The following is a 4149-nucleotide window of genomic DNA, read 5'->3' on the forward strand; positions in this document are numbered from 1 at the left end:
GTATTTACTTCGTCACCGCATGGCTGCGCATCTGGTCGTGAGGGAGTCGATGCACTATTAGCCGCCTCAGCATACACAGAAGACATTTGTGTGGTGTTTATAGGAGATGGGGTATATCAATTACTCGCCGGCCAATCCGCTCAATCGACAAAGCTAAAAGACTATGCCCCAATGTTTAAGCTTTTCGACCTTTACGATATTGAGCAAGTTTATGTTTGCCAGGAATCGCTTGCCGAAAGAGGGTTGAGCTCAAGTGACTTGATGATTGATGTCGAAGCGGTTGAGAGCGAACAAGTTAAGGTGCTTTTGGCTCAATCGAATAAAGTACTAACCTTTTAAGAGGCGACCATGCTGCATATCGTAAAATCACTAGAGATGCTAGAACAGGCCAGTCGCTTGTATTCTGAAGGGGATACCCTCCTACTTATCGAAGATGCCATCTATGCGTCTTCTGCAAAGCACAAGCAGCATCAACTGATAACATCATGCAACACTTGTGTGTTGGAAGAGGATCTCGCTGCTCGCGGCTACTTAGACTTTGCTAGTGAGTCGTGCAAAATCGTCAATTATGTCGGCTTTGTTAACTTGACTGCAGAGCACGATTCTTCAGTGACTTGGGGCTAACTTGCCCCAAATCCTCTCGCTTACCTTCCAAAGTATGCTTATTGAGCAAAAAAGATCTGTATATTTCTTGACACACCTCTCACTGCTGAATAGAATTTTGCGTCCCTATTTGTACTAGATGCATTTGGGATAGATTTTTCACAAAGCTTACTTTTAAGTAAATTTCAGGAGCTAGTTAATGGCAACTATTAACCAGTTGGTACGTAAGCCTCGTGCAAAGCAAGTTGTTAAAAGCAACGTGCCTGCACTAGAAGCGTGTCCACAAAAACGTGGTGTATGTACTCGTGTTTACACTACTACACCTAAAAAACCTAACTCGGCACTACGTAAAGTATGTCGTGTACGTCTAACTAACGGTTTCGAAGTAACTTCGTACATCGGCGGTGAAGGTCACAACCTTCAAGAGCACAGTGTTGTTCTAATCCGTGGCGGTCGTGTAAAAGACCTTCCGGGTGTTCGTTACCACACAGTTCGCGGCGCACTAGACTGTGCTGGCGTTAACGACCGTAAACAAGGTCGTTCTAAGTACGGTGTTAAGCGTCCAAAATCTTAATGGTATCCGTTAAGTAAGGCCAAACACTAAATTAATTTTAATTTTTGAAGAAACTGAAAAGTTTTGGATAACCTGAAGAAGACAACGGAGAAAATCCATGCCACGTCGTCGCGTCATCGGTCAGCGTAAGATCCTTCCAGATCCAAAGTTCAAATCAGAACTGCTGGCAAAATTCGTTAACATCCTTATGGTTGACGGTAAGAAATCTACTGCAGAGAAAATCGTTTACACTGCACTAGACACAATGGCTGAGAAATCTGGTAAAGATCACTTAGCTGTATTTGAAGAAGCTCTTGAAAATGTTCGCCCAGCGGTAGAGGTTAAATCTCGCCGTGTAGGTGGTTCAACTTACCAAGTACCTGTAGAAGTACGTCCGGTTCGCCGTAACGCACTTGCTATGCGTTGGGTAGTTGAAGCTGCGCGTAAGCGTGGTGAAAAATCTATGGCTCAACGCCTAGCTGCTGAAATGCTAGACGCGTCTGAGAACAAAGGTACTGCGGTTAAGAAACGTGAAGACGTTCACCGCATGGCTGACGCAAACAAAGCGTTCGCACATTACCGTTGGTAATACCTTTTCAGTGCTGCAAGGTTCCTTGCAGCACTTCTTTAGTTCCTATGCGCAAGCTAGGAACTATTGCTATATCTAGGGGATAGCAAAATTTGCTGTCATAGACATAGCAATAGTCCCTAACTCTCTAAGTATAAGAGGATTCAATCGTGGCTCGTAAAACTCCCATTGAGCGTTACCGTAATATCGGTATCGTAGCGCACGTAGACGCTGGTAAAACCACAACCAGTGAACGCATTCTGTTCTATACCGGCCTTTCTCATAAAATCGGCGAAGTTCACGATGGTGCAGCGACCATGGACTGGATGGAGCAAGAGCAAGAACGTGGTATCACTATCACTTCTGCTGCTACCACGACATTCTGGCGTGGTATGGAAGCACAATTCCAAGATCACCGTATCAACATCATCGACACCCCTGGACACGTAGACTTTACTATCGAAGTAGAGCGTTCTTTGCGCGTACTGGATGGTGCAGTTGTTGTTTTCTGTGGTTCATCGGGCGTTGAACCTCAATCTGAAACTGTATGGCGTCAAGCAGACAAATACCAAGTTCCACGTATGGTGTTTGTGAACAAGATGGACCGTGCAGGTGCTGATTTCCTACGCGTTGTTGATCAAATCAAAAACCGCTTAGGCGCAAACCCAGTGCCAATTCAGCTAAACATCGGTGCTGAAGAAGATTTCCGTGGTGTGGTTGACCTAATCAAGATGAAGGCAATCAACTGGAATGAAGCTGACCAAGGTATGACCTTCACGTACGAAGACATCCCGGCAGATATGCTTGAAGAAGCAGAAGAGTGGCGCAACAACTTAGTTGAAGCTGCGGCGGAAGCAAGCGAAGAGCTAATGGACAAGTACCTTGAAGAAGGTGAATTGACTGAAGCTGAAATCAAGCAAGCACTGCGTACTCGTACACTGAACAATGAAATCGTACTGGCTACTTGTGGTAGTGCGTTCAAAAACAAAGGTGTACAAGCGGTTCTGGATGCTGTTGTTGAGTTCCTACCTTCTCCAATTGACGTTCCTGCAATCAAGGGTGTTGACGAAAATGAAGCGGAAGTTGAGCGTCATGCAGACGACAACGAACCGTTCTCAGCATTGGCATTTAAGATCGCAACAGACCCGTTTGTAGGCACTCTAACCTTCATGCGCGTTTACTCGGGTGTCGTAAACTCTGGTGACTCTGTTTACAACTCTGTGAAGCAGAAAAAAGAGCGTTTTGGTCGTATCGTACAGATGCACTCAAACAAGCGTGAAGAAGTGAAAGAAGTTCGCGCGGGCGACATTGCTGCGGCAATCGGTCTTAAAGAAGTAACAACAGGTGATACGCTTTGTGATCAAAACCATAAAGTTATTCTAGAGCGTATGGAATTCCCTGAGCCTGTTATTCAAATTGCGGTTGAGCCTCGCTCAAAAGCAGACCAAGAAAAGATGGGTGTTGCGCTAGGCAAACTGGCTGCGGAAGACCCGTCATTCCGTGTTGAAACGGATGACGAAACCGGACAAACATTGATCTCTGGTATGGGTGAGCTACACCTAGATATTATCGTTGATCGAATGAAGCGTGAATTCAGCGTTGACTGTAACGTGGGTAAACCTCAAGTTGCTTACCGTGAAACTATCCGTGGTAGCGCGGAAGTGGAAGGTAAGTTCGTTCGCCAATCTGGCGGTCGCGGTCAATACGGTCACGTATGGATTAAACTAGAGCCAGCGGAGCATGGCGAAGGTTTTGTCTTTGTCGATGAAATTGTGGGCGGTGTGGTTCCTAAGGAATACATCAGTTCGGTAGCGAAAGGTATCGAAGAGCAAATGAACAGTGGTGTTCTAGCGGGTTATCCTGTTCTAGATATTAAAGCAACACTGTTCGACGGTTCTTACCACGATGTTGACTCTAACGAGATGGCGTTTAAGATCGCTGGCTCAATGGCGTTCAGAAAAGGTGCACTAGAAGCTCAGCCTGTTCTTCTTGAGCCTATGATGAATGTTGAAGTAACTACTCCTGAAGATTGGATGGGTGATGTTGTTGGCGACCTTAACCGTCGTCGCGGCCTAATCGAGGGTATGGATGAGGGCGTTGCTGGTCTTAAGATCATCCGTGCTCAAGTACCACTGTCTGAAATGTTTGGTTACGCAACAGACCTACGTTCTGCAACACAAGGTCGTGCTTCTTACTCTATGGAGTTTAATGAGTACGCTGAAGTGTCTAAGAACTTTGCTGATGCAATTATTGCAGAGCGTGGTTACTAATACGTCGTATTGATCTGTAAAAAGTTAGTGACTTTTTTAAAGATCAATGCGTCCAAATATTGCGCTAACGGACGTTGGCGCATAAAATAGCAAATTCTGGCGCGTCCCGGTCAATAATGATCGCGGCGAATCATAACTAGGAAGGAACACGATCG

5 protein-coding genes are annotated in these 4149 nt (G+C 45.6%); all 5 read left to right on the forward strand.

Annotation, left to right across the window (positions count from 1 at the left end; all coding sequences use genetic code 11):
* Window positions 1-339, forward strand: a 339-nt coding sequence (tusC, locus tag UA76_RS06400) for a sulfurtransferase complex subunit TusC (RefSeq protein WP_047044128.1), incomplete at its 5' end; no start/stop codon positions are given.
* A 9-nt stretch (window positions 340-348) separates the two neighbouring features.
* Window positions 349-624, forward strand: coding sequence for a sulfurtransferase complex subunit TusB (gene tusB / locus UA76_RS06405; protein ID WP_047044129.1), 276 nt, complete (start codon window positions 349-351; stop codon window positions 622-624).
* A 178-nt stretch (window positions 625-802) separates the two neighbouring features.
* Window positions 803-1177 (forward strand): 30S ribosomal protein S12, encoded by a 375-nt coding sequence (gene rpsL / locus UA76_RS06410; RefSeq protein WP_004399892.1) that lies wholly within the window; start codon window positions 803-805, stop codon window positions 1175-1177.
* Window positions 1178-1274: 97 nt separating this feature from the next.
* Entirely contained in the window at window positions 1275-1745 is a 471-nt protein-coding gene (gene rpsG / locus UA76_RS06415; protein ID WP_047044141.1) for a 30S ribosomal protein S7, read from the forward strand.
* Between the two features lie 149 nt (window positions 1746-1894).
* Complete coding sequence (fusA, locus tag UA76_RS06420; RefSeq protein ID WP_047044143.1) at window positions 1895-3994, forward strand: elongation factor G; 2100 nt, start codon at window positions 1895-1897, stop codon at window positions 3992-3994.
* The last annotated feature ends 155 nt before the right edge of the window (window positions 3995-4149 follow it).

The organism is Vibrio mexicanus (assembly GCF_001012815.1).
GTDB lineage: Bacteria > Pseudomonadota > Gammaproteobacteria > Enterobacterales > Vibrionaceae > Vibrio > Vibrio mexicanus.

What these genes read in the sequence shown, in the direction of transcription:
- rpsL (WP_004399892.1), top strand. Translation starts at nt 803, where the DNA reads ATGGCAACTATTAACCAGTTGGTACGTAAGCCTCGTGCAAAGCAAGTT.
- tusB (WP_047044129.1), top strand. Translation starts at nt 349, where the DNA reads ATGCTGCATATCGTAAAATCACTAGAGATGCTAGAACAGGCCAGTCGC.
- rpsG (WP_047044141.1), top strand. Translation starts at nt 1,275, where the DNA reads ATGCCACGTCGTCGCGTCATCGGTCAGCGTAAGATCCTTCCAGATCCA.